The sequence below is a fragment of the Vibrio sp. LQ2 genome (assembly GCF_023920125.1).
GTDB lineage: Bacteria > Pseudomonadota > Gammaproteobacteria > Enterobacterales > Vibrionaceae > Vibrio > Vibrio fluvialis.
Genome location: NZ_CP085308.1, coordinates 2,867,840 through 2,893,114, shown reverse-complemented (window position 1 = coordinate 2,893,114; position 25,275 = coordinate 2,867,840). Strand labels below are relative to the sequence as shown.

15 protein-coding genes are annotated in these 25,275 nt (G+C 44.2%); 13 read left to right on the top strand and 2 right to left on the bottom strand.

Features of this window, described 5'->3' with window-relative positions; translation table 11 throughout:
• Window positions 1-2: 2 nt before the first annotated feature.
• Both LGV68_RS13590 and LGV68_RS13585 read right to left on the bottom strand, forming a co-directional pair.
• Window positions 3-530 (bottom strand): DUF4123 domain-containing protein, encoded by a 528-nt coding sequence (locus LGV68_RS13590; RefSeq protein ID WP_075989913.1) that lies wholly within the window; start codon window positions 528-530, stop codon window positions 3-5.
• Window positions 527-2,623: a type VI secretion system tip protein VgrG gene (locus tag LGV68_RS13585; RefSeq protein WP_252535461.1), complete on the bottom strand. Its 2,097-nt coding sequence runs from the start codon at window positions 2,621-2,623 to the stop codon at window positions 527-529. The genes LGV68_RS13590 and LGV68_RS13585 overlap by 4 nt, the downstream gene beginning before the upstream one ends.
• A 309-nt stretch (window positions 2,624-2,932) precedes the next feature.
• Between LGV68_RS13585 and dpdA the strand changes: the two genes are divergently transcribed.
• The 13 genes from dpdA (at window position 2,933) to dpdD (ending at window position 25,259) form a co-directional block, all read left to right on the top strand.
• A complete protein-coding gene (dpdA, locus tag LGV68_RS13580; protein WP_252535459.1) occupies window positions 2,933-4,183 on the top strand; it encodes a tRNA-guanine transglycosylase DpdA in 1,251 nt (416 codons plus the stop codon).
• Complete coding sequence (gene dbpB / locus LGV68_RS13575; protein WP_252535457.1) at window positions 4,146-5,255, top strand: DGQHR domain-containing protein DpdB; 1,110 nt, start codon at window positions 4,146-4,148, stop codon at window positions 5,253-5,255. Before dpdA ends, dbpB begins: the two co-directional genes overlap by 38 nt.
• Complete coding sequence (queE, locus tag LGV68_RS13570; RefSeq protein WP_252535455.1) at window positions 5,242-5,907, top strand: 7-carboxy-7-deazaguanine synthase QueE; 666 nt, start codon at window positions 5,242-5,244, stop codon at window positions 5,905-5,907. The genes dbpB and queE overlap by 14 nt, the downstream gene beginning before the upstream one ends.
• Window positions 5,908-5,917: 10 nt before the next feature.
• Complete coding sequence (gene queC, locus LGV68_RS13565; protein ID WP_252535453.1) at window positions 5,918-6,571, top strand: 7-cyano-7-deazaguanine synthase QueC; 654 nt, start codon at window positions 5,918-5,920, stop codon at window positions 6,569-6,571.
• Window positions 6,572-6,584: 13 nt separating this feature from the next.
• Window positions 6,585-7,202: a GTP cyclohydrolase I FolE gene (gene folE, locus LGV68_RS13560; protein WP_252535451.1), complete on the top strand. Its 618-nt coding sequence runs from the start codon at window positions 6,585-6,587 to the stop codon at window positions 7,200-7,202.
• A 193-nt stretch (window positions 7,203-7,395) separates the two neighbouring features.
• A complete protein-coding gene (gene dpdE / locus LGV68_RS13555; protein WP_252535449.1) occupies window positions 7,396-10,557 on the top strand; it encodes a protein DpdE in 3,162 nt (1,053 codons plus the stop codon).
• Complete coding sequence (gene dpdF, locus LGV68_RS13550) at window positions 10,557-13,058, top strand: protein DpdF (RefSeq protein ID WP_252535447.1); 2,502 nt, start codon at window positions 10,557-10,559, stop codon at window positions 13,056-13,058. Before dpdE ends, dpdF begins: the two co-directional genes overlap by 1 nt.
• Window positions 13,058-14,008, top strand: coding sequence for a protein DpdG (gene dpdG, locus LGV68_RS13545; protein ID WP_252535445.1), 951 nt, complete (start codon window positions 13,058-13,060; stop codon window positions 14,006-14,008). The genes dpdF and dpdG overlap by 1 nt, the downstream gene beginning before the upstream one ends.
• Window positions 14,005-17,253: a protein DpdH gene (gene dpdH, locus LGV68_RS13540; protein WP_252535443.1), complete on the top strand. Its 3,249-nt coding sequence runs from the start codon at window positions 14,005-14,007 to the stop codon at window positions 17,251-17,253. The genes dpdG and dpdH overlap by 4 nt, the downstream gene beginning before the upstream one ends.
• Window positions 17,243-17,995: a hypothetical protein gene (locus LGV68_RS13535; RefSeq protein WP_252535441.1), complete on the top strand. Its 753-nt coding sequence runs from the start codon at window positions 17,243-17,245 to the stop codon at window positions 17,993-17,995. The genes dpdH and LGV68_RS13535 overlap by 11 nt, the downstream gene beginning before the upstream one ends.
• Complete coding sequence (gene dpdJ / locus LGV68_RS13530; protein ID WP_252535439.1) at window positions 17,988-22,454, top strand: protein DpdJ; 4,467 nt, start codon at window positions 17,988-17,990, stop codon at window positions 22,452-22,454. The genes LGV68_RS13535 and dpdJ overlap by 8 nt, the downstream gene beginning before the upstream one ends.
• Window positions 22,451-23,032, top strand: a complete 582-nt coding sequence (dpdK, locus tag LGV68_RS13525; RefSeq protein ID WP_252535437.1) for a phospholipase D-like domain-containing protein DpdK — start codon at window positions 22,451-22,453, stop codon at window positions 23,030-23,032. Before dpdJ ends, dpdK begins: the two co-directional genes overlap by 4 nt.
• Window positions 23,016-25,259, top strand: coding sequence for a protein DpdD (gene dpdD, locus LGV68_RS13520; RefSeq protein WP_252535435.1), 2,244 nt, complete (start codon window positions 23,016-23,018; stop codon window positions 25,257-25,259). The genes dpdK and dpdD overlap by 17 nt, the downstream gene beginning before the upstream one ends.
• The last annotated feature ends 16 nt before the right edge of the window (window positions 25,260-25,275 follow it).

Sequence of the window (25,275 nt, the reverse complement as noted above, 5' to 3'; positions counted from 1 at the left end):
GTTTACACCCACAGCTTAAAAATCGGCGAGGTCAGGTTAAAGGCTTGAGAAGGTTCAGACACTTGAACTGGATAGTGCAATATTTGTTTATTATGTGCGGTATCCACCCAGTGAATAGCCTGAGCTGGGCCTAACAGGGTTGCAATGTCTATATCGTTTAGCTGTGATGCGGTTTGATTCCAAAAAGCATTGGTATAAAACCGCAAAAAACAGGCTTTACTATCAACCTTAACCTGAAGTAGTGACTGTAAATAGTCGGTGAATTCAAATCCATCGTAGCGAGAATCTAACTCAAATATCACTGAACTTGAGTCAAAGTTAGGAAGTGTTAGCCACTGCTCTAATACTGCGCTATTGCTACCGATATTAAGTACCAATGGGCTTTTGTCCTTCAAATAATCAAAATCGGAACCTGCGAATAAAACTATCGCTTGCTCGACTTTCATCTCATTGGCGATCACCGATATCGCATCAGGGATACGAATCGTATCCACCACTAACCAATAATTAATGGTATTCCGTTGACTCATGAGGCACCTCGTTCACATGGGCAATCATCTCGTGGACATGAGCCATCACTTTGCCTTTGACACATTTTTGCAAGCGGTACGTTTGCCATGGCTAAGGTTGCCATCGTGGGCGCTGAAAGTTGTAGAGGTAGTGGATTGGGTGCAGCTGGGGTGGCCTCCATCTGATGTGGCAAATCGGCCATTTTACCGCCATAACCCGAGCCGGATCCGGCGCTGCCACCAGAGTTGAGGTTGATTGCAGAACCGACCACATGCACGCCGCCACCATCGACTTTGATAAAGCTGCCTGCGGCTTTGATGGTGAGTTCACTGCCCGCGTCGAGGACCAACTTATTGCCTGCTTTAAGGTGCACTTCGTTACCGGAGTCGAAAATGGTCTTATCGGCCACTTTCTGATGCAGCGATCCACCGATTTCAATGCTTTGATCTAACGCGATTTTGGTGCGGCTCTCGCCGCCCACAGTCAGATGTTGATTGTTTTTGATTTGAGTAAAACGATCGTTCTCCACCGTGAGGTGTTTGTCGTGCTTAATCACGCTCGTGTGGTCGTTTTCAATCAGGCCATCAAAGTCTTTCTGTGCATGCAGGTAAACTTGCTCACTGCCCGCTTGGTCTTCAAAACTGAGTTCGTTATAGCCCTGCCCCTGATGGGTTTCGGTGCGCAGCACGGTTTTAGTTTTGTTGTCTGGCAGCGTATACGGCGCGGTGTTGGTGGCGTGATAGGTACGGCCGGTGACAATCGGCTGGTCCGGGTCACCATTGAGAAACGACACAATCACTTCATGACCGATGCGCGGAATGGCAATCATGCCATATTGACTGCCCGCCCAGCCTTGCGAGACGCGCACCCAGCACGAGCTGTGCTCATCACCGTTGGAATAGCGATCCCATGGAAAATGCAGTTTCACGCGGCCGTGTTCATCACAGAAGATCTCTTCGCCTTGCGGGCCAACGACTGTGGCGATCATCGGGCCATCAACCTGAGGTTTGGCTTGCGGCGTGGCGCGCCAGGTGCGATGCGCCGGGATCAATGTGAATTGGTTCGCGTAGGTGGTCGCGCCATTACCTCCGGCTTCTTCTAGCGCCTGAGGCTGCGTGCCTTGGCTGGTGACACTCACCACCAACCAGTCTCGGTTTAAGGTGTCATCAAGGTGCTCTTGCAGGTCAAACTTCACCCCCGGACGCAGCAGTGGTTGGTTGCTTTTTCCCGTCGCGGTGTGCGCGTTGCGGCGCAAATAATCAAGGCGGATCTGGCTGAACGCTTTACCGCTGACATCGTCTTTATAGCGCCCCGGCGCATCGAAATGTTCGTAATTTGGCTGCTGATAGTCCATTTCGGTCCCGACCGCTTGCTGGGCAAACGAGTACGCCGGCTTTTTGAAGCTGTAATCCTGCAGCGCGGTCTGGCTCACCTCCGATTGGGTGTGCACGCTCAGCGCCGAGATGTACGGTGATTCAATCATGCCGCCCGCCAGCGTGTTGTACGGAATTGGCTCACAGAGTTTCGGTAGGCTCTCTGAGGCGTCGCTGAATATCAGCGTGTGTTTGCCCTCTTCATGGATAAAGCTGTACACCAGCCCTTCTTCGGCCGCTAGGCGATGGAAAAAATCGAGGTCGGTTTCGCGGTACTGAACGCAGAATTCACGCTGCGCACAGTCGCGGGTCAGCGCAAAGGCGTAATCGTTGATGCCCATTTCCTGCAGCAGAACAGAGAGGATTTCCGGCACAGTGTTGAGTTGGAAGATGCGGCTGTTGTGGCGTAGAGACAAACGCTCTAAGGCAGGCACCAACGTGAGTGAATAGAAGGTGTGATGATGGCCGGTATCGCCCTGAGTAAAGCGGCGCACGATGCCGTTCACGCGCTGAACCAGCATATCGTCGCGATAGAGCGTCAGCTCCGCGACTTTATCCACCACCATCTCCGGCGTTAAATTAGCAAGCCGACTGGCCAGCTCCAGTTGATAACGAAAACCGTGGCACGGTTGCCCATTGATGCGTTCGCTGGAAAGCGTTTCTTGCCCGTCGAACCCACGCACCACCAGCGTGTCGTCCTCCAGACCTTCCACATGAAACTGATACTTTAACGTCGCCATCCTGCCATTCCTTCATACTCAGTAAAAATGGTGAAACCTTAAGCGCAAAACACCCGAAACCAAGCGGATGCCAGGGTGCGGGTTGGATGCTTTGTGCTTAAGGTTCACAAGGTTGCCCGCCTTGAGACGGGCAACGAGAACAAGTTGCGCTGCTTCGAGTTTGAATTCCGCACTGAAAGTGCGTCTGGTACGCTTGGTCATAGTTTCACCTGTCATGCTATGAGGTGTATCTTAACACCTCTAATAAGGTGGCCAAATTCACCGTACCACTACAAATTTTCGTATATGCTTTAATTCGGAGGTGAGAGTATGAAGTTTTTTTTTCCAGATAGTCTAGATTTTGTTGATCCAAACTTTGACTTTGTCTCTGAGAAAAAGACGATTCTCCGAGTAAGGCAGCGTGACGATGTTTATGCACATGAGTTACTTAATCGTCCATATGACGGGATACTTATGTCTAAGGCTATAGTAGAAGGCGTTCCCGGTGTTACGAGTAAAACCCGTTATACGGAAGGACAAAGATATCGCTTATTCCGTGAAGGTGCTCATCGTTTTTTCCGTCTTAATAATCGTTATGAAGTCATGGGAGATAGTGGTGCATTTTCTTACGCTAAAGAGGAAAAGCCACCTTATACAGTTGATGAACTGATAGAGTTTTATGTTAAGACCGGGGTGAATCAAGGTGTTTCACTTGACCATATTGTTTTTGGTTATAGAGATGATCGAAGTAGCAATCGTTACTCACTTCCTGAGGACAAAGAACTTAGAGTTGAAATGACGCTTGAAAATGCCGCTGAGTTTTTAAAAACGGCGAAAGGAAATAATTTTGTGCCCTATGGTGTTGCGCAGGGATGGGATTTACAGAGTTACGTTAAGTCCGTATTAAGCTTACAAAAAATGGGCTACAAATACATTACAATGGGAGGCATTATCACACTAGATTCAATTCAAATATGTCGATTGCTAGAAGAGGTAAAACACGCTTCAACACGCGATATTAGAATTCATTTACTTGGTATTGGAAGAATTGGGTTAATAGATAAATTTAAGTCTCTAAACGTGTATAGCCTAGATACTACAACTCCACTTAAACAGGCATTCTTGGATCCTAAAAAAAATTATTGTTTTGGCAGTAAAACGTACAGTGCGATACGAGTTCCTCAATCCAGTGATAATCAGGCTGTAAAACGAGAAATTTCCTCTGGTCGGTTAGACCAGGAATTGGTAAAGGATAGAGAAGCTAAGGCATTGGATTCATTGAGAAATTATGATTCTGGTAGACTAGATTTAGAATCAACATTAGATTCAGTTTTAAGTTATGAAAGCTTATTATCCTCTCGCCAAGATATTCTACGGACTCAATACAAAGAAACATTAAAAGATAAGCCTTGGAAAACCTGTAGTTGTCCAATATGCCGGAAGATAGGCATTGAGGTGATGATTTACAGAGGTTCAGAGCGAAATAAACGTCGAGGTTTCCATAACCTGAATAATTTTTATAAAGAGATGCTCAGGAGTAACGATGAAGAAGGTTGCATTAAGGGTCGAGCAATGCAGTGATGTTAAGTTGTTTGTTACAACTATGGATATCGCTGAAATCGAGTCAATTTGTACGATTTCTAGAATATTTCGAACTCAAGATAATACTCTTGAAGGATATCAACGCACTGAACTAAGAAAGCATGTAGACAATATCACCACTTATATTCGTTCCGACAATGCTTTGATTCCAAACTCTATAATTATGTGCTTGACGTCTGACACCGTTGTTAAAACTCTGGATAATGGTGTTTTTGAACTGAACATCCCTGAAGGTACAAATAGTGCTGTTTTAGTTGATGGGCAACAAAGAGTGGCTGCATTGAGGCAATCCGGACGTCAAGACTTTCAATATTCAGTCTGTCTTTTTATAAATGATGATACTGAGTTTGAACGGCAACAATTTCTCTTGATTAACTCCGCGAAACCTCTTCCTAGAGGCCTTATTTATGAGTTACTACCTCATGCTAGTGGGGTTTTTAGTGATGATCTTACACGTAAGCGATTACCTTCATTGATAGTTCAGTTGCTGAACTATGAGCCTAAATCTTCACTTAAGGGATTGATAAAATTAACGACTAACCCTGCTGGATTAATTGCTGATAATTCTCTGATGAAAATGGTGAATAACAGTTTAAGAGAAGGAGCATTGTATGATTTATGTGAAATCAGTGGCGGGTCATATAGTTCCGGTGATTGTGTTGAGGCTGTCGATCTGCTGAGTATCTATTTTAGTGCCGTAAGAGAAGTTTTTTACGATGATTGGGGAAAGCGTCCGAGAGAGTCTCGACTATTCCACGGGGTAGGAATAATAGCATTAGGGCAGTTATTTGATGAAATTTACTATTCCTACCAGACAAAGAAAACGAAAGACGTGTTTTTTGAGTACTGTGTTAAACAACTATTTCGCGTCAAACCTTATTGCTCTTGGAGTCAAGGATATTGGGAGCTAGGGAATGATTCAGATGGTGAACCTATCGTTAAGAAGTGGAACCAACTGCAAAATTTAAGTCAAGACATATCCTTGGTTACACAATACTTGACGAACTTATATGGCAAGTTAGAGAGAGGAGTTCCAATTGTTAAAAGTTAATGAGCTTTTTGAAACGATTCAAGGTGAAGGTGTGTGGACTGGTACGCCTGCAATCTTTTTAAGATTACAAGGCTGTCCGGTTGGTTGCGCCTGGTGTGATACAAAACACACCTGGGAAGTTGACCCAGATCAGGAAAGCTCTTTTGACATAGTGAAGAATAAAAAGGTAGATAGTCAACGTTGGTGTCAAATTTCTGTTGAAGATATTTTATTACATTGTATGGAGCGCTATACGGCAAGGCATCTCGTGATAACAGGAGGAGAGCCTTGTATGTATGATTTAGTTTCACTTACGTCTCAATTTGAAAAAGCTGGATTTACGTGTCAAATAGAAACAAGTGGAACGTTTGACGTAAAAGTTAGTGAAAGTGCCTGGGTAACGGTATCGCCTAAGTTAGGTATGAAAGGAGGATTCAATATGAAAGCACAAGCTTTATCACGAGCAAATGAGATAAAGCATCCAGTTGGCACTCATAAAGATATCGAAAATTTGCATGAACTCCTTTCTAAGTTTGATGTACACAACAACATAGTTTTAGCACTTCAGCCGATTAGCCAAAAAACACGAGCTACAGAACTGTGTATTGAAGCTTGTATTAAAAACAATTGGAGATTGTCTATACAAACTCACAAATATTTGCAGATAGCATAAGGAAAAATAAATGAATAAAGCCGTCGTTGTGTTTAGTGGAGGTCAAGACTCGACTACTTGCTTAATACAAGCATTGACTCAATACGATGAAGTACATGCAATTACTTTTGATTATGGTCAGCGTCATAAGTTGGAAATTGAAGTCGCAAAATCACTGGGTAAAGAGTTAGGAGTTACAACACATAAAGTAATGGATGTTTCTCTTCTAAATGAACTCGCTATCAGTTCGTTAACTCGTGATGATATTCCTGTATCTCATGAGCTTCAAAGCAACGGGTTACCAAATTCGTTTGTGCCAGGTCGTAATATCTTGTTTCTTACATTAGCTGGCATATACGCGTATCAACTTGGAGCTAAAACCGTGATAACTGGCGTATGTGAAACAGATTTTTCAGGATACCCTGACTGTCGGGATGAGTTCGTCAAGTCGATGAACGAAGCTTTAAATAAAGGGATGGAGTATCCCCTGACAATAAAAACGCCGCTAATGTGGTTAGATAAAGCCCAAACTTGGGAGCTCGCTGATAAATACGGGGCTCTTGATTTAGTAAAAAATAAGACCCTAACTTGTTACAACGGCGTTATTGGGTCTGGTTGCGGTGAATGTCCTTCCTGTGTATTGAGAAAACAGGGATTAGACAAGTATCTCGAGACCCGTGGTTAAATGATGTATAAAAATGGATGCTATCAGATTTAGTAAAGAAGCATTATTAGTGAGGGAACGATTGGCGTCATTGGGATTAGAAACCCCAGTGACATTAGATTCTTTCACTAAAAATGAGAAAATTGAAATTATTCAAAATGCCACTAAGCAAATAATGTCGGCATTATCTCTAGATATGACTGATGACAGTCTGAGTGAAACGCCGCAAAGAGTTGCAAAGATGTTTATTCAAGAACTGTTCTCTGGTTTGGACTATGCCAACTTCCCCAAAATTACCACCATTGAGAATAAAATGTATGCTGATGAAGAAATTGTTGTAAAAAACATTAGTTTTACCAGTACTTGTGAACACCATTTGGTCGTTTTCGATGGCATGGCAACGATCGGCTATGTACCGAAAGATAAGGTCATTGGGTTATCTAAAATAAATAGAATTGTGCGTTTTTTTGCGAAGAGACCACAAGCTCAGGAGAGGCTTACATCTCAGGTGTTTGTAGCTCTGCAAACTCTTTTAGGCACGCAAGATGTGTTTGTTGAAATCGAGGCAACTCACTATTGTGTGAAAAGTAGAGGTGTCGAAGACATCACCTCTTCAACTATGACGTCGAAGAGAGGTGGAAGATTTAAATAGTTCCTCATAGAGTGATGTGAGTATCATTTTTCTGAGTCGAAATTCTAAATTTCATACCAACTTATATACATCCTAGTTTATATGCATACTATCTAAAGTATTAGAAAAGTGTGGACTAGCGCTTTAGGACTACAGTTTCACGAAAAAACACGAATGTAGTTGCATGTTGCATGTTGCATGGATGGGGAAATTTATGTCTTCTGTTTGTATCGGTTCTTTGGTTAAGAGTTCAACCGCATTTACTGGTATTGGTAAAATTGTTGCGATAAACACGGCGCTGCAGACTGCAGATATTTCTTTCTTCCACTCACCACAAAAACCGTATGAAAGAAAAATCACGGTCAAGGCGAATGAGTTGCAAACCGCAAGCATTCAACTCCAGTCGATAGTATTTTGCCGTATTGGGTCAAAGCAGCGCTGGCAGCAGGGCTTTTATGACGGCACTAGGCCTAACGATCAGTTCTTAATTAAGTTTAGTCGCAGTTATTCTGATGTATTTGATGTGCAAGATCTGTTTGTTCCAAATTTTGCCAGTTCGCTTACTATGCAACCCCAAGATTTCCTAAAAGCTAAGTGTACAGTGTCGCCTTTTTTGACTGAGATGCGTAATCGTTTCTTCGAAGCTTATCTTGATCAACGAACCGCATGTGAGTCTATTCCGGCTTTGCTCGGTAGTGCCGTCGAATTGGAAAGCCACCAGTTGGCAGTGGTAAGTCGAGTACTTGGTGATAGCACTCAAAAATATCTACTGTGTGATGAAGTAGGCCTAGGAAAAACCATTGAAGCAGGTCTGATACTTCGTCACCACATCAACGAGAAAGGTAGGCAGGCTCGAGTCTTTGTTATCGCCCCGCAGGCACTAATTGGCCAGTGGAAGAAAGAGCTAGAGACTCGCTTTCACCTTGGAGATATCCTTGACTTAGCCTCAGATTCACTGGGAGATAACTTCGACCCAGACCAGATTATCTACATTGGTGAATATCAGGATATTCTCAATTTAAACAAGCAGTTTGAGCAGTTGAATGCTAAAAAGGATCAACCTAAAGCACCCACCATGATTGTAATTGATGAGGCTCACCACCTCTCGGAGTTGGCTTGGTCTGATAGAGATGATGAGCGCACAATCTTTGATAATCTCGCTAGGGCTTCAGAATTCGCTGATTGTTCTTTGCTTTTAACAGGTACCCCTCTAGTTGGTCGTGAGCGGGATTACCTCGCCATGCTGCATTGCTTAGAACCAAGTAGGTACCCACTTACTCAGAAAGGTGTCGAGCAATTGACAGCAAATATTACCAACCAGTCGAACTATGTGGCTCTCTATCGTAGCCTTGATCCGAGTCATGAAGATGATGATATCGAAGATGCAATCGAGGCTATCGAAGACCTGAATCTGCAAGATGCTGAGCTCGAAAAATATATTGAAGAAGCAAAACCGTTAGTTGATTTTTACAATGATGATGAAGTCGACCCTGCTATCAGAAACAAAGCGGTATTGGGGCTAAGAAAGTATTTTGGCGAAAAATATACTGCTAATTATCGCATGTTGCGTAATCGCCGCAATTCTTCGAATGGAGCGCTGCAGAACAATAGCATTGTCCATCTGTTCCCGGGTTTAAATCCTTCTCAAGTGATCACTTGGAACCTTCCTCTGTCAGAGGTGTTGCTTGATCAGCAGCTCGATGATTTAAGGGCAATGCAGAGCGTACTTGATTCATCGGTATTGTGTGAGCACAACTACCTCTCATGGGTCAATGCGCTCATGCTAAGCCCGGAATTCTTCGCTAAAAAGATTGAGACGGAAGCCTTCTCAAAGCTTACTTCTGTTGAAGAGCGTGAACGATGGATGAGTATGCTTGATGTAGCAAAATCTGAGCAAAAGGCAAAAGACAAGGCCCTGCAACAAGCAATTGTTGAATGGAAAGAAGAGCACCCATCGGGAAAAGTCGTGGTATTTTGCGGCGAACCGTCCGTCGCAGATAGTGTCTATAAGGTTCTAGATAAGTTGTTTGGTTGCTCGGTAGAGCGGCATGTGCCAGGTATAGAACCATCGTTTATTCAACAAGATGCTGTATCCGTACTGGTTTGCGATCAACATGGTGAAGATGGTCTGAATCTCCAAGGGAAAAAACGATTAGCTATCCATTACTCGTTGCCTCTTGAACTTCACCGAATAGAGCAACGGAATGGTCGACTTAATCGCTACAGTGCGCAAAACCGAGGTGCTAGCCCGGTGCAAAATATGATCATGCTCCCTGCGCGTGATGGTTTCTATCGTGGTTGGGCGGATGTGCTGCGCCATGGTATAGGTACCTTTGAAGAGTATCGAGCGAGTATTCAAGAGCCTATCGATCAGTTTCTACAATCGTCCTGGCCAAGGGTTTGGTTACATGGCTATGAACAACTCAAAGAGATGGAAGTGGAACTGAGTCGGTCAAACGGTATCGTAAATACGGAACTGCGTAAGTTGGAGGTGCAAGATACGATGGATCGAGATACCTTAGATGTACGAGAATCGGTAAGGTTCTCTGAACGTATTAAGAGTGCCGATGAACGCTTTGATGAGTCGTCAACACATTACTTAAACTGGATTACAAATGGCTTGATGTTTAATCGGTCGAAAGGAAGTATACCGGATTCGTTTACCTTGTCATTTCAACATGAGCGAACCCGAGTCAATGTTAATGACCTGATTAAGCATTGCGTTATCGGACTAGATTTTGACAACTCATCGTATATTACGCCAAGAACTCATCCCATGTCGCTTGAGCGTTCCAAATGTGCGCAGACCGGAGCTTATCCCTTTAGACTTGGACAACCATTTGTAGACGCCATATATAGGTTGTCTAGTGAATTACCTTACGGGATAACCAGTGCGTTGATTCGAAAAGTGAATGCCAAGATACAACGTCAACTCGTGATCAAAACTCAATGGTTAACCACCTATGACGATGGGGCGAGCGGTAACCAACTCTCTAAGGATAGGGTTGCGACTCCAATGATCAGTCAATATGCCTATCAATCGAATGGAACCTTAATCTCAACGAGTCCAAATATAGAACTGCTTAACGCCCCCTACTCAAAGAAGGGAAGTAGCCTGTTGATTGGAGAGATCGCCATTCCATACCAAGATCTAAATATCTCGATGATGCAAACAGGTAAGGATGTGACGGATCTGTGGGAGTACGTTGAGCAGATTTATACCCAAACCACATGGGAGCATGCTATCGATGAGGTCTTTCGCACGAGTCAGCAACAACAGCATACCGAGTATATGAAAAAAAATCCTCATATTGACCCATCACACGCCTCGCATACATTGCTTTCTATGCAAGTGATATTGCTGGAGGGGAGTTAATGTCATTGTTCACGAATGCTAGTCGACTAGCGGAAGTTATTCCTGAATCAGGCACGCAGAAGATCGTTCACCAGTTGGCCAATTATCCGGAAAATCAATACACTAAGCGCCTACAAAGTGCGTTGAGGGATGGTGATATCACCTTAATGGAGTTTTGGATCTTAGCTAAGGATTGCCTATTTTCATGGTGTGCTTATGAAGAACGTCCATCGCTAAGTCTTGGCTTCAAACCAACTTCAGAGCAGTTTTCAGTACCCCTTGCGCTGGGATTGAATTTTGATGCGGCACGCAACGCCTTGGTGATGGAAAAGGATATTGACCTTGAGCATCCGCAGTACAGCGACGTGTACAACCTGCGTGAAAAACGCAGAATCAACAAGGTTGAAATGGATCCGGCGCTAGCCTTGAAGATGAACGATGAGTATACCCACTACACCAGTCACGCACAAAGAGAAGCGGTTCGAACCACCTTGCTTGCGGATCCTGGGAGTACCGTTGTGGTCAATCTTCCGACTGGGTGTGGTAAGACCTTGATTGCACATGCATGCGCCTTGTTTTCGCAAAGTCATCAATTGACCCTGGTCATTGTTCCGACCATTGCTCTGGCCATTGAGCAGGCACAGCGAGTTAAGCAAATACTAGAAGCGTCAGATGTCAGCACGGTTAAAGATTATTCGTGGCATAGCGGATTGAGCAAAGAAGATAAAACGTCTATTCGCCAACAGATAGAGGGCGGGCAGCAACAGGTATTGTTTGTTTCTCCAGAGTCTTTGACCAAGAGTTTGCTACCGCTGATATTTAGGCAAGCCGGTAAAAAAGCCATCGCTAATATCGTGATTGATGAGGCTCACCTAATAGATACGTGGGGTGCTGGATTTAGACCAGACTTTCAGCGGGTAGGTGCACTGATCACCTCTCTTAAACAGGATTCTGGTAATTCAATTAAAACCGTGCTGATGTCAGCCACCTTCACGGAACGAAATATTAACACCGTCAAGAAGCTATTTTGTACGGGTATACAGACTCCCTTGATATTTAATGGCTCCTTCCTACGCCAAGAGATGCTGACCGTTAAGACCAAAGTGGCCAAACACAATCATCTAGAAACCCTCTTAGACAAGGTGATGCAGTCCCCTAAGCCCATGATTGTTTACACATCGTTGGTCGAAGACAGTAAACGGATACTGCAAGAGCTTAGAAAGCTTGGTCTAACAAGGTGCCGCCTTGTGAATGGGGAAACCCAAGTGTCGGATCGTGAAGTTATCCTACGCCAATGGCAAGACGATGAACTTGATATCATTGTTGCAACCTCTGCGTTTGGTGTCGGCATGGATAAGGGGGATGTACGTAGTGTTATCCATGCATCGATCCCAGAAAATGTCGATCGCTACTATCAAGAAATTGGTCGCTCTGGGCGAGATGGGCGGGCGGCCTATTGCGAGATGGTTTACCATCCTGAGCAGTTTGTTCAAGCGCAGCGCCTGAACCAAGATGCCATTATTACCGTTGATGTTGGGCACGAGCGTTGGACGACGATGAAAAAACATGGGCGGCAGATCCACCACGACAGTGAATATCGCCATTACCATGTTGATCTTAGGGTTAGCCCAGAGCGCTTGGGGCGTCAAACCGAACGCTCGACCGATTGGAACTGGTTGACCTTGCTGCTTATGCAACGAAGTGGATTGATTGAAATATTGTTCGAGTCCATTGACCAAGAGGCCCCAGACAACCCAGAGGAGGCAAAGGCATTCTGGGCAAACTACTACAACTCAATCACCGTCAAGGTTCTTGATGAACGCGGGGAATGGGATAAAGAGATTTGGCTTGATGTGGTTGAAAATCAAAGACAGTCAGAGCTTAGATATCAGAATCAAAGCTTTGATATGTTGCAGAGTTGGTTGCAAGATAAACACCCTCAGGGGCTATGTCATCTTTTTCAAAAAGCTTATCGACTAAATGGTGTAGCACCGAGTATGGCATGTGGAAGTTGCCCCGAGTGTCGCTCGAAAGGCAAGGGGTATAAGCGCGTCCCTGTGGGATATTTCACCAACATAAGCGGCGCACAAAACGCCAGTATTGCTTCGCTGGAAAGCGTCTATTTCACCAGTAGCGTGGGTGTAGAAAAAACAATCTCACAGGCGTTTATTGCGCTAAACAGCAAGCAAGGTGTTAACGGTATTGTTGGACCAAGAACGCTGGTTAACGCCATCCACGAACAGAACCCTGCCGGTCTATCACGATTTTGGGTATGGGTATCACCAGAGGAATATGCCCTCGATGAAGACAATGACCAGCAAATACCGGAGCGCTACTCATTGGTGGTTACTGATATCCGCAACTCAGGTGAGGTCGATAGCCCTTATTATGCTAAGGGCAAAAACTACTTTATCGCTAATCAAATCCTAAAAGATAGTAACCATCCTAGTCGTCAATGGTGGGAAGCGCAAAGTGATTCGATTTCTCTAATTAATTTTATGAATAAGATAGGGCATGAATAATGTCAATAATAAACAACGCTAACCCGGGAAGTAGTGTCGAAGCCTTACATGCAGTTGACCGAATAATTACTAAATTCTCTCAAAATGACAAAAATGAGGGTAAGTATCTGCCTTTAGATACATTGATGTCATTGGTTGCACCCCCCAGTCTGTTCATAGGGACGGAGCGACTAGAAAATGGTGAGTTCAAGCGCTTAGACTCAGAAAAAAAAGTTAAGCAAACGATTAAGTTCTGGGGGGATGCAGGACTTTGGAACGTAACTGAGCAAGGGGTACGCTCTACATTCCTATTGGACAATACTAGAGACCTGCCGAAACGCTTGCTTAAGTTGATCGCCAGTAAAGACTTTGACCTTTTTAGAGGTAATGGCATCGAGCCCTTCCTGCGGTTTGTTATTTTTTTTCTTTGCGTTGACGAAGTCACCTTTGTTGGGCAGAAACCTTTGGATGGCAACAAAGCTGGAGAACTGGTTGCAAGCCTTATAAACAGCGATGCTGTTGACAATGCTATGTCGCTGAACTCGAACGAACGCCCTAACTTTTTTGCTTATGCACATATGATGGGGTTTCTAGAGCAAGTTGGTAAAAAACAGTACTTTGTTGACCCTACACGCGCCATAAAGACCTTTCTTCCACAAGTATTTGAAAGTAGTAACTCACTATTTTTTGATGATTTTTTGAATAAGCTGAATCATTGTTTACCGGTATTCGATGAGGGTAAATACCGTGAATTGGTAGAGCAACAGATGATACTTGATACTACTCTCTCGCCTGCTGAAAAAGGTGTCAAACTCTCAGCAAGCCTAAGTATTGCAATTGAAAGGTTAACGCAAGAGCGCATTATCACTTGTAGTCTGGCGTCGGATAGTGTTGTCCGCTATAGCCTAACACTGCCAAATGGTCAGGAGAAAATGATCAGTACTATTCAATTCTTAGGGGGCAAATCATGAGCATAAAAAACTACTGGCCCTCTCTAGAAAATGTTTCAGCCTGTATCCATAGTGAAGCTGAGGTGCTTAGTGATGCACTTTTGCTATCGGTTCACTCGCCAATGCGTCTGCAAGCAACCAGTTTCAATGACCGAAGTAAAGTCGTAGAAAAAACCGAAGCGGATCTTCTAGATTATCTGCTAAAAAATAATGGCCCACTACCTGTTGTTGGAGAGTCTGGTAGCGGTAAGTCGCATATCGTTAGGTGGGTTCATGCCAAATTGACGCAGCAAGGCTATGATGAAAAGTGGCACATTGTTCGAATTCCAAAAAATGCCACCATGGTTCAGGTATTAACCCGTCTGTTAGAAAAACTACAGGGAGAGGAGTTTGACAGGGCTCGCCAAGATATACAATCCGTTGGTTCAGAACTGTCACAAGATCTTATCCAGCGCTTATTCTTCACCTACTTGGAAGAGGCCTGTAATGTTCTGGCAAAAGAGTCTAAGGAGTTATCTAAGACAGAGAGAGAGGCCGGGAATGACGTATTAGCCAAAGAGCTAAAGTCTAAATCTACCATAGCTAAACACCTTGGTGTCTGTTTTTCAGATCGTACCTTCCAGCGCTTTTTGTCTGGCAATAATAAACCAGTGACCAACACAATTGAACGCTTGAGTCGTTCAAGAAGTTACTCCGAGGTTACAGATGCGGCATATCAAGTTGAAGTGAGTGATATCAATATCTCTGCAAATATCGGCTTTGAATTAGATGATCTCAATGTTGATGCACGCCGTGCATTTGAGGCTCTACGTTTCTTTACTGATGATGATATTGAAAACAATGAACGAGCTCAGTTAGCGGTTGATATCATTAATCAAGCTATCAACGATACTGGTAAATTGGTCTTTAATAACCTTTTTAAGTTCAACAGTGGTTCCTTTCCTGATCTGTTTATCTCAATTCGAAAAGCACTCAAAGCCCAGGGGCGCACTCTGGTCATACTGATTGAGGATCTGGCTGCTATTTCAGCTATTGATAACGTTCTTCTGGATGGCTTAATCCAGGAAGATACCTACGCAGGCGAGAATAATCTGTGTGACTTGAAGTCTGTTATAGCAACGACCTCTGGTCAAGCTACCTATCGAGAGAGGCAGGAGAGTATTCATTCTCGCGCCGGGGATGAGCAACTCGAATGGCGTATCCCGACAGCGCAGGAACGCTCGTCTCACAAAGATGATAAAGACCTGTTGATAGATTTCTGCGGCCGTTATCTGAATGCGGCGCGCCTGGGGATCGATAAAATCAACTCTCTCTATACAAACCAAAGCAGTAGTGTGCCTATCTGGCAGACGGCCGAAGAGCTATCAGAAACGGATGCTAAGGCACTCGAAGATTTCGGGGTATCCTCTGATGGAACACCACTGTTTCCATTGAGCAGAACCGCCATTGTCAACCTAGCCAAGCTCAAGGTATATCGACAAGGTAGTCAAAGCTTTAATCCTCGAGTAGTAATCAAGGAGTTGTTGATCCCTATTCTTCGAGACAACCAAGCTGATTTTATCAATGATGATTTTCCCGCTTCTAATTTTACCACTAAGTTTGAGTTTAGGGTGCCTGACTCTATCCGTGAATGGTCGAGAAAACACTATGTTGCTGATGAGATCGTGCGCAGAAGGTTGGATAATTTCCTAACCATTTACGCCTCAACACTTGGGGCTAGACAGCCATTTGATGAGATTCAACAGAGTATTACGTGCAGTCAGGCGGATGTGTTTAACCTGCCATCAGATAAATTTGGTGAACACTCATCTGAAACGAAACGATGCAGTAACTGCTCGGAACTCATCGAGCAATGTACCTGTAGCAAGGTAGAGAACTGTGCTAAGTGCTCAAAACCTAAACAAGAGTGCATCTGTGAAGCTCCGCCAGAGCCTAAATGTACTAGTTGTGGTAAGCCCAAGTTAGAATGTATCTGTGACGAAACTTATGATCTGGAGGTCAAAATTGATGACTGGTTCAACGGAGACTCCCGACTCGATGCTCCAACCTCTAATAGTATACGAAAGCACCTGTTTGATGTGTTGTATGACGATGCAACCCTGTCTCAATACGGCGTGATTAGTACCAACAAGTGGTCAGGTAATAAATCACTGTTTGATATTGCTCTAAAGTCTCGCAATCGACTAAATATCTTGATACCAAAATCCGTGGCTTCGATTGACTTGGATGTTGTGAAGTTATGCAAAGAGGATCAACTTAATGACAGTGATGCTGGTTTCCAATTGAAGAAGCAGATCCTTGCTATCGTGCGCTATGACTACTATGTCAAGAAAAAACTCGGTTGGAACTATGCTAAAGGCTTCGAAGACTATGGGTATTACATGGAGTTTATGGCGAACTGGATCCCAAGTGCGATACAAGATTGCCTTACTCACGTTCGTTCCGAGACCCCGAAACTGCTAGCAAAGCAGAAAGCCCTAGCCTTAGCCCTAGGAATTAACAAACCGAAGAAAGAATTGTTGGATCTCTTTGTTCAGCGCAGCGAACATATTGCCGACAGATTACCTGCACCAATCAATGACGACTTTGCGGCACTTCAGAACGAACTGCTTAAAGAGTGGGATAACACCAGGGGAGAGTGGATGATGCGAATTTCTTATTCACCCTTAGCAGGCGGTGCCGAAGTGGGTATAGACGCTCCTTTGTACAGCGAGTACCTCAAGGCGTCGGAAGATATCCCCGCAGAGTCTTTTACACCAGCACAAAGAACTCTATATCGCCGGGCACAAAGTGAGGTGTCTGAGCGCTTAAATCGCTTTGTCAACGATGTTTTTGAGCTAGTGAACTCTGATGATGCTAAGACGCAATTCGATACGCTTGAACAGGTCTACAGCAATATAAAGACAGATATGATGCCGGATTCAACCACCACAAGAAAAGCAAAAAATAAGCTCAATAAATTGCGAGAGATGTACGAGTGGTCGTTGATTGAGAATGCTCGAAAATTCGTCGCATCGACGGACGAATTACAGCAACTTCAAGCGCTGTATAAGATTGACGGTGAGCAACTAAGCCAATGGTTACTTGTGCTCGATGAATTTGCAACAGTTGAGCAGTATGCATTGCCACGACTGCAGCGTAGTAATGAAGAACTTGGTGGGCAAAGAATGAATGAGTTCAGAGAAAACATTGAAAACTATCTGAGCGAGATTGAATCAGCAGTTCGTGAATTGGATGCTCGCAAGGAGACTATTGATGAGCTTTAAATCAAAACTCAGTCGGTTGAATATGGAGATTGACACCCACGCTCAACTAAGTAAAAACCGGAGTGTCGTTGACGGTTATTCTAAGATTGCTAATCGCCTGAATAAAGTAGCAGACACTTTGACTGTAGAGGCCAATAAAAAACATCTGGTTGAGCAGTTGGCACAGCATGGCGGTGTGCCAATAGACCCAGAAGCTGAAGTCTTTGCGGACATAGACAAAATATTTGAGCTCTTGGCAAACTATCAAGCGTCATGGGAGGAATTAAAAGAGAAATCTCTGCAGGAGGAGAATAACTTTTTATACCAACTGGAAGATGGCGTTAAGCATAAAGCCAAAGGATTTTCTGAATTCCATGATCAGTCGTGGCAAGATTGGGTGATTTTGAAGCGAAAAGACTTTACTGTTCCAGAGTTGATCTTAGAAAACCAACGCGATGTCTACAATGATGAAGTCTTGTATAAGAGCTACAAACTGACACTAGAGAGCTTTAGTCGGGAACTCGACGGTTTTAGTTTCAAGCCTGACCAACTTACCCAAATCTGCCGATTGGTTGAAAAGCTTATTGAACTACGTAGTCAGATGAATACCGACAATCTACCAGAGTCGGTGCAGAAATTCTTTAATTCGGTAAATAACTATAAGTTTTCCCGCCCAACCTTGGATTTGTTAACGGAAGAAGTTTTCATCTGGCTAAAAGAAAACAATATGTTGAGTAAGTTTATGGTGACACCAAATGTCTGATCTAAAAAAGGTAATGCTGTCTTGCCTAGATGACATTGAAGAACGTGAAACAGAGTTATTGGCTTGGGGGGATACCTCGGTGTCTCACACTGAAGCAGAGATCCTAGCTATCATTCGCAAACATGTTGTGTTTCCATTGTCAGCCGAGGAAGTTCTACAGGAGATGGATAGGCTTTGTTACCTATTCTCTGAGCAGGACGATGAGATCAAACTTTACCGAACTAGAATGGCTCAGACGGTCAGGTTGCAGGTTGCCTCTCGCCAATGGTTTCACGGGCAATCGATCTCGAAAAGCAAGACGCTAGTCTCTGATTTTCGATTTCTTCGCCGTCGCCGCCGTTACCCGATGCGAACTGAGGCTTCTGACAGTTTGATTCAGCGTTGGCAAACCCAAGGCCTTGCCAACCAACAGCAGTCAAAGATACTGGATTTATTGCTGACTAATGGGTCGATAAAATACAATCTGTCTGGCTTCCAAGTACGTTCTACGGAACGCATTTTGAGAAAGTATGGCCAGCACCTTAGGAAGCAATTTAAACCAAGTGCAACAATCGTCTGCTCTGGAACTGGTAGTGGTAAGACGTTGTCATTTTACTTACCAGCTATCACGAGTTTGGCGACACAACTGCTTACCGACAGTCGCTCGAGAGTGCGTATTCTGGCAATCTATCCACGCAAGGAATTGTTGAAGGACCAGTTCTCAGAAACCTATGCAGAAGTCAGAAAGTTGGATGCTTATCTCCAGCAGAAAGGCTGTCGCAAGATCCAAATCGGTACTTATTTTAGTGATACCTTCTATGCTAGCAAAGTAGAAGATAATGCCACGTTTAACACCATGGCCTGTCCGGAGGATAACTGTAAGGGTAAGTTGCGCTATCGTAAGGCACATAATCGCCTAGAGTGTGAACGCTGCTCTAAAAAAATAGATGAATCTGAAATTGGTTTAACGCGCGAGTCTATAGAAGCTTCCCCACCTGATATTTTGTTCACCACGACCGAGATGCTGAATCAGCGACTCAGTGACAACGGCTCCAATCATTTATTTGGAGTCGACACAGGCTATTCAATCCCAGTCGTTTTAATGGATGAGGTACATACCTATGAGGGAACCAGTGGTGCTCAGGTTTCTTACCTCCTGAAACGTTGGATGAAGCGCTCCAATATTGCTCCACATTTCGTAGGCCTTTCCGCAACCCTTGATGATGCAGAGCAGTTTTTTGCCGACCTAACCAGCACCTACAAACAGGATGTTGAACTCATCGAACCAAAAGAGAGTGAGATGGAAGAGGAGGGGGCCGAGTATATGTTGGCTCTTAAGGGTGATCCTGTCTCTCAAACCGCACTCTTATCAACGACCATTCAGTCAACTATGTTGACAAGTCGAATGCTGGATCCCTTGCGTGGACCTAGAAAGAATCTGTCTGACGGTGTGTTTGGTCAAAAGGCCTTTGTATTTACCGATGATCTAGACGTGATTAATCGTCTCTACAATCAGTTGCGAGATGCTGAAGGTTGGCGAACCTCGGGGACGCCTAAAGATGTCCCTTCGCTTGCCTTTTTAAGAAGTAAACTTCACCCTGACTTTATGCATAACGCTAGGGGAGAGTTACGCAGTCGTCTAGGCTTAGATTGGGAGGCCAGTTCTAAGATTGGCCATGATATGACGGAAAACTCCCGGGGAAATGTCGGTCGAACCTCTAGCCAAGATACCGGTGTAAATAATGATTCTGAGATGGTTGTGGCTACAGCCTCATTGGAAGTCGGATTTAACGACCCGCAAGTTGGTGCTGTTGTTCAACATAAGGCGCCTAGAGGGGTAGCCTCTTATCTGCAACGAAAGGGTCGAGCAGGTCGAAAGCGGGGGACTAGACCGTGGATGTACACCATTTTGTCAGACTATGGTCGCGACCGCGTTACGTTTCAGCAGTATGAGCATTTGGTCAGCCCGAAGGTTAAATCATTTAGCTTGCCAGTACATAATGCGCATGTGCAGAAAATGCAGGCCAGTGTGGCCATTATTGATTTATTGAGTAAACCTTTCTCCCAGGTGAATATTTGGCGCAGTTTGGCAGAACCGAAAAACGTCCCTGAAGCTATTCGCATGAGAATAAAAAGGGTCGTAGAGCGTTGGGTTGAAACAGATAGTACGGATCTGGAGGTGTATCTGAAGGGAGCGCTTAAGGTAGATAATTATGCGCTTCAGCATATCCTATGGGCCTCGCCTCGTTCGATAATGATGGATTTTTTGCCGAGTTTGTTACACAAGCTAGAAACAAACTGGGCGCTTGATGGACAAGCATGGGCAGGACTCATTGACGACATAAGGCACCCGATGCCAGAGTTCATTCCGGCTAACCTGTTTAGTGAATTGCACGCAGCATCAATTCATATCAATTTAGAGCGCGGCTCATTGGAAAAGCCATTCAACAAACCTGAGGAAATGGGTATTTTCGCAGCTTTAAAGGAATTTGCGCCCGGGCGAGTTTCGAAGCGTTTTGATTATGATGACCACAACGATAGTGACTGGTTGGTTCCTGATAACTTTTTACCTCAGCCCGGGGTGAATGCATCGGTAGATTTCGATATTGAGCAGGCGTTTTATAGCAAAGAACAACAGGTGTTTATAACTGATATTCACGGCGAAGATGGTGATTCGATTTCTGTGTATCAACCCGTCAAGATGAGAACCCAGCGAATACCAACCGGGTACGATAATGACCCCCGCGAGTATTTTAACTTGGCCGGGACGAGTAATTCACAGCTTCGATGGAGGTCTCAATTTAGGACACCTAATGACCGAGGGGAGAGTATCAGTGTTCCGCAGAACAGTGATTGGGCAGGCATCCTATCTCAGGTGGCATTTTATACCCATGATGAGGCAAACCCAATAGAGGTCATTCGCTACAGCACGGGCGCTGATGCGGAACTGAAATTTAAGCGAACTCAAGAGGTTGCACTGACTCAATTTAACTGGGTTTTGGATGGCAATCCGGTTGCAGTCGGTACAAGACTGTTGGTTGATGGCGTAAAACTGGTCTTTAAATTTACTGATGAGCAGCGTAGGCATATGGCATCCTTTGCAGATAACAAATTTGCGCTGAGGTTTTCCTATATTGAGGACAGTTTCGTTCATCACATTGTATACAAGAATCGCTTCTTCTTCGCAAAGTGGGTGTTTGAGTGTGTTACCTGTGCCCTGACTATCTTGATCGAAGAGCAAGGCTTGAACCTTGATGATGCGGTTGCACACCTGTCAACTGCGTCTGGGTTGATGCTGTTGAAATCCATCCCATCAGAAGTCTTTAATTTAGTTGCAGACGATGATGAAGATGACAATATTGTTTTAAAAGAACAGGCTCTTCAAGAAAGGTTGGTCGAGTACTTTGATAGCCAATCAGGATTGCAAGAAATCCTTCAGGCGTTAGATGCAATTAATCACAATGATGGTTCTCCTGAGTATCAAGAATGGATAAAAGATGTATTGGCTTCAACAGTTTCTGGTGGTGTATCGAACTTGATTTTGCAAGTATTGCCAGATGTTAGCGAAGGTAGCGTTGTCGTCGACCACTATTGGGTTGGTGATGAAATACATGCGTGGATTACAGAATCTGAAGTCGGTGGCGTTGGCATTATTCATCGCTTCAAAGAGGTGTACGCCAAAGACCCGCTAAATGTAATCTCTCAGTTCAGTCAAATGTTTAGCGCAGGTGAACGCGAGCAGGTTGATTTTGATCTTTACCATTTGCTCAATGAGAAAAAATCTAAGCCGGAAATTTCTGACGCATTTGATGCATTGCGGCAATCCGTGGGTTATGCAGAAAGAGTCGAGGCAAACAAAGCACTGAATAGGGTTGTATCAAACACTGGTATTTTCACTTCCCATTCATGGAGCACAATGCTTCACACGAGAGTATTTAAACCGGGCAGTGATAGCAATAATGATAGCTTCTTATTTCAGTTACTGACTGAATGGCGAGAGATAGAAAATAAGGTAGGAATGGAAGTTCCGCTGGCTATTGTTTCTCACCTATTGGCGAAAAAACACCACAACAATTCTGAGCAACTGAGTACCTACCGAAACTTCATCTTGGGGCTATTGTGGCCACGAGGAAACCAGATTCGTCAAGCACGTCTTGAAAGCTACAATCGTTTCGTTAACCGAAGAGTTCGTACCGAAAGGCTCCTACTAACAAGTATCCTCGACAATGAAGCAATGAAGATGACTTACGACAGTAGTGAAGATTGGGCCGACAACTTGGAACTGCTTCTTAGCCAAGAGGGGCGAGGCGTGCTTGTGATCCCAACCAGATCTAGACATAAAATCGGCGCAGTGTCCGCACTGATCAACACAATGGTAATCGATATGAATGGACTGTTGGTATATCCAAGAATCTCAATGGTTAAATCATCTATTGGTCAAATTGAAATGAATATTGAACTGGCGGAGAGCCTGCAATGACCCAATTAAAGGTAAGGCGCATAATGACGAAAACCTTTTCCGGGAAGAGGCAGATTAGGGAAGTCATTGCTTCAATGCTGATTAGTGAAATTCTCAACCCTAAAGAGGTGTGGTTGGTTAGTGCGTGGGTTAGTAACTTTGATCTGCTAGACAACCGCTCCGGTGCCTTTGATGCGTTAAACCCTGGTTGGGGACATCGAATGCTTACTTTCTTTGAAGTGCTAGAAACTGTTGTTGATGCAGGTTGTACTGTTAACTTTGTAATCAAAGACCATGAAACGAATGCGCATGCGTTGAATGAAATCAGAGTAAAGCTTGGCAACTCTCATAACGTTAACCTAAAACTGAGTGAAGAACTGCATGCGAAAGGCTTGCTTACCAAGGATGCGTTACTTAGTGGTTCAATGAATTTTACCTACTCGGGCACGAACCGAAATGATGAATTAATGATTCTAGATCGATCAGAAGAGGCTATCGGAGATGCGTTCAGAGAATTTACCACAGCGTACCCGATGGATAGGCCAACCGATGAACATGTAGAAGAATTTGAGGAGGATGACGATGAAGTGTACCTCTAACGAAGATTTACTACAGGCGTTCTTCTCGGCTGAAAACCAGATTAAATTTGACAGCCAATTGGTGTCAGATGTGAATAGCGTTGAGACGGCAAGGAAGTTACTCAACGCCTCAACGGAGATAAAGCACTTAACTGGGAGCGATGGTTCATATGTCCGTGACTACCTATTTTGTGACGATTTTGTTTTAACCGACCAACTTATTCAGTGGGCACAGCACTCACTCGGGACCTCGCACACCGAGTTACCGGAGTTATATGTTGCCCCTAAGCTTACCTACGAAACCGAGTTGTTAAAGCGTTACCAGCATGGCGTGGTCGTGGTAAAGCGCCGTAATCCGTTACCTAATTTGGCGTTAAATAGTCAGGAACCAGTAGAAACCTACGTTGAGTCGGTAATTACTCGCTTAATCAATAGCTTTAATCGTCGACCAGTACTTGAGAGTAAAGTGATTCGGCCTCTTGGCCGAATTTTGCGTGATTTCTTTTGGTCCTGTAACCAGCATGATGGCAAACAAGCTAATACCTTTTTTCAAGAGGTCAAAAATCAAGAACTCTTAGACCATAGAAATCTTCTATCTCTTGAGTTGCAAGTATACGAAGCGGGTTACGAGTGGGATAAAATTATATCGCACCCTCAATTAGAACACTTACTTGCCGGTGTCGTCGCACAGAAAGTGGTTGAGTTAGTACTGAAAGCTCATATAGAAAACCATGGCATCAACACAGAAAATCTGAACTTAGTGAACTGGAAAGCACTAGAAGAAGCACTTCTTGATCATCAGTCTTTCTTTAGGCGTAAACCAATGCTTGAAGAAGATACGCCATACTCGGTCTACCTCTGGAAAGCGTGGGCGATATTGGCCTTTGCGCTAAATATCCAAGGGTTTGCCGAGCAACTGCCTGAGTGCGTCCCGCAAGCATGGGTCCAGCAGTTGCTTTCGATCGATCGCAGTGCGGAACCTACTAGTGAACTGGTTGAGTCACAGGTAGTTAAATTAGTTGCCTTAGAGTGTAACTTGAAAAATGCGGTAAAAGTTCTTGAGTATGGTGAGACGTGCTTTGAGGGGGAAATAAAGCCCCTAGTTGAATGGTTGTTTGAGTTGCCACACCCTGTCGTGCGACAGATCAAATCCAACAAAGTACTTCGCGGCATCTTTAACCAGATGGAGGATATCTATTATGACCAGTTCCCTGTCACGCAGTCTGATGAAGATAGATTAATACCACAGCAACACACTGCAGATGACTTAGACCAGGACATTTCGAAGGTAGAAGCCCCAGTGGGTAGAGGAACTGCAAAGGTCGCACACACGTATAATCACATCGAAACTTGGTCCGACTGGTTCTCCGCTCAAGACAAGGTGCTGACGATCAGTTATGACTATTTCCGAGATTGGACAATCGATAGGTTTGACGGTGATGCTGTTTTGCAAGCTATCGAAGATACGATTGATGCGGAGGTTATCCGCAATGTTTTACCACACTTTATTAAGTGGGTTGATGAGCGAGAAGTTACTCCAAACGCACCATTATGGATAGCATTGCTCGAGTTGATAGCTATTGACGAGAGAAAGTCCGTAGTTACTCTTGAGCTTCTCATAGAACTTGCTGAGCGAAGCCTAGCGTTGGACCATATCAAATCCGAATATGACCGAGTGGTTGACGCTATTGCTATCTGCCAGGATGATGCTCTCACGCTGTACACGTTCTCTAAATTCATTGACCTTTATGAATTGGTTTATCAATATACTCCCCTAAATTGTAAAGGGTTGGCTAATACATTTGGGAGCTCATTGATTGATTTTGCCAACCACAATTGGTCCCGCTTATCCATAAGCCAACAGGTAACGTTTGGTGACATACACTATTTGCTATTGGGGTATGAGTTCCCAGAGTTGAGCCAGAAGAGTATAGAGGATCAGTATGCAGACCTTTCTTCAATCCATATGACCGTTGGGTTGTATTCGCTTTCTGAAAGTGCATTGAGCCGTGCCAAAGATATTATCGATAAGTACTGCCCAAATGTCACTATCATTTTAAACTCGGATAAAACGAACACAGCGGCACTGTCCAACATGGTAAAAAAGTCGGATAAGGTAATTTTCTGTGATAAAAGTGCCGCGCATCAGGCTTATTATGCGATTAAGGCCATCACCAAGGATATAGTTTACGTTAAAGGCAAAGGGAGCAGTTCAATACTGCGAGCCTTTTTTGAACAATTAGCCTAGAAGTGGTTTGTAGTGG